Consider the following 2,334-nt stretch of genomic DNA (forward strand, 5'->3'; position numbering starts at 1 on the left):
GTGATGGTCGGCACCGAAATCGTAGGTTGGGCCGCGAGCCGTGCCTCGAACTTGTCATATTGTCGCTCGCCAGGTGCGAGACCGAGACGCCAGCGGTAGTTGTCGATGACGATCGCCGCGTGGTCCGGATTCTGAAACGACCTTGCCGACTTCTCGTACGCCGTATCATCGAAATGCCACTTAGGCGACGCGAGTTGCCAGATCAGCTTGTTGAACGCATTCCGATTCGCCGCATAACCCTCCGCCCCGCGCTCGGTCGCGAAATAAATGATACCACCAGGCGAGCTCGGCTTTCGGCGGCAGCGGCTTGCTACTCGCCTCCGGGCTGCCGATCAGGTATCCGCTCACGGAGACGAGCGCCTTGCACCGTTCTGGCCACAGGGCAGCGACGATATCGCCCGCGCGCCCTCCCCAGTCGAAACCGCCGAGAATGGCCTGATCGATTTTCAATGCGTCCATCAACGCAATGACATCGACCGCGAGCACTGCCTGCTGGCCATTGCGCGGCGTATCGGGGACAGGAAGCGCTTTAGTTTGTCAATGAAGGACGACGCGTCGCAAGCGGGCTGCCTGTTCGCGCATCCAGATTAAGAGATTTCCTGGGTGCTTCAGTTCGCTCAAGGTCGTCCGAGGTCCAGCCACCCCCGAGCGCGCGAATGAGGTCCACGTTCGCGTCGAGCTGTTGGGTCTGGAGCCCGATTACGCTGCGCTGCGATTCGAGCGCGGCCGATTGCGCCTCGACCACGTCCAGATAGCTAACAGCACCGCGCCGGTAGCGGTCGAGCGCGAGCTTGACCGACAGGTCCGCTGCACTTGCGGCGTCCTGTTGCTGAGCCGCGGCGGTGCCCAGCTCGCTGAGCAACGTCAGGTTGTCTTCCACCTGCCTGAATGAGCCAAGTACCACACTGCGATAGCGGGCACCCGCCTCTGCCGTTGCCGCCTTCGCAGAGTCCACCTGGGCTCGCCGCTTTCCCCCGTCCAGGAGGTACACCGCCAGCGTCGGCCCGATCGTCCAGAAGGCACTCGGTGCAGAGAGCAGATCGGCATACACGGAGCTCTGCAGACCAGCTTGCGCGCTGAGATTCAGTGACGGGAAGTAAGCTGCACGCGCCACGCCGATCCGCGAATTGGCCTCTGCAACGCGCCGCTCGGCCGCCGCTACATCGGGTCGTCTTTGCAGCAAAGCCGACGGCACACCCACCGGGATTGCGGGCAGCGCGACCGGATCAGTGCGTGGCTCGATCCGGAAGTCCGAGGCCGACGCGCCAACCAGCACTGCGATCGCGTGCTCCAGCAGCGCGCGTTTGGCCCGGACCTGCGAGAGATCAGACTGGGCCGACGACAACTGGGTCCTGGCCCGTGCTACATCGAGCTCGGAGACGATTCCGCCGTCATGCAGCGTGCGGGTGAGATCGAGCGCCTTCTGATAAGCCTGCGCAGTGCCGTCGAGGAGGTTGATCTGCTCGTCAAAGCCACGCAGGTCGAGGTAGCTGCGAGCCAGTTCAGCCTCGAGACTCAACTGCGTCGATGCGAGGTCGGCCTTGGTCGCCAGGCTCTCGTCCTTGCCTGCAGCAACGGAATCTCGAACGCGTCCCCACAGGTCCACCTCGTAGTCGACTTCGACACCGAGCGTGGCTGAGTTGTAGTCCGCCGGCGCAGTCGCGCCGCGCAACGGCCTTGTATCGGACTCGCGGTCACGCTCGACATTGCCGGCTGTAGCGACCTGAGGGTACAGCTGGGCGCTGACCTGCCTGACGTACGCCTCGGCCTGCACGTAGTGAAAGAACGCCGCGCTAAGGTCGGCGTTATTTGCTATCAGGAGTTGTTCGAGCGCGTCGAGTTTGGGCTCCCGGTACAGCTTCCACCAGCCGGCACGGTCGAGCCGGTCCGATGGCCTGGCCGTAGTCCACGGACCCTGTGACTGATACTGTTGCGCGACCGGTACATCCGGAACCTTGTAGGGCGGCGCGAGTGAGCACGCAGCAAGCGCCATTGAACCCGCGAGTGAGACAAATGCTCGTCGTTTAGCCATGGTCTGCAACCTTGCCCCCGGAAGTGGCAACCTGGACATGGTCACCTTCGGCAAGACCGTCGGGTGGCGTGTCGATGACGCGGTCACTATCGGTCAGTCCCGAGCCGATTTCCACCGCATTTCCCAGGTCCTGCAGGATCGCCACTGGTTTGAACCGAACCTCGTCGTGGTTATCAACCGTCGCGAGATGCAGCCCCTGTTTGTCGAATATCAGCGCGCTGGCCGGCACCCGCAACGCACCGGCACGTGCCGGCAGCGCAAAATGCAGGTTCACGAAGCTGCCCGGGAGCAGGAGATGACCG

General features: G+C 63.4%; 1 protein-coding gene and 2 pseudogenes. All 3 read right to left on the bottom strand.

Features of this window, described 5'->3' with window-relative positions:
- A pseudogene (locus tag WCA53_RS24665) lies at positions 1–513 on the bottom strand (alpha/beta fold hydrolase); the annotation flags it as partial.
- Positions 514–529: 16 nt separating this feature from the next.
- Positions 530–2,032 carry an efflux transporter outer membrane subunit gene (locus WCA53_RS24670; RefSeq protein WP_423916609.1) on the bottom strand — a complete coding sequence of 501 codons (1,503 nt, stop codon included), beginning with the start codon at positions 2,030–2,032 and terminating at the stop codon, positions 530–532.
- Positions 2,025–2,334 (bottom strand): annotated as a pseudogene (locus WCA53_RS24675) (efflux RND transporter periplasmic adaptor subunit); the annotation flags it as partial. The pseudogene WCA53_RS24675 and the gene WCA53_RS24670, both read right to left, overlap by 8 nt.

It is taken from the genome of Caballeronia sp. (assembly GCF_049581465.1).
In the GTDB taxonomy this organism is placed as follows: Bacteria; Pseudomonadota; Gammaproteobacteria; order Burkholderiales; family Burkholderiaceae; genus Caballeronia.

Bases quoted from the DNA above. Each gene is read 5' to 3' on its own strand.
- WCA53_RS24670 (WP_423916609.1), bottom strand. From the start codon at position 2,032: ATGGCTAAACGACGAGCATTTGTCTCACTCGCGGGTTCAATGGCGCTT.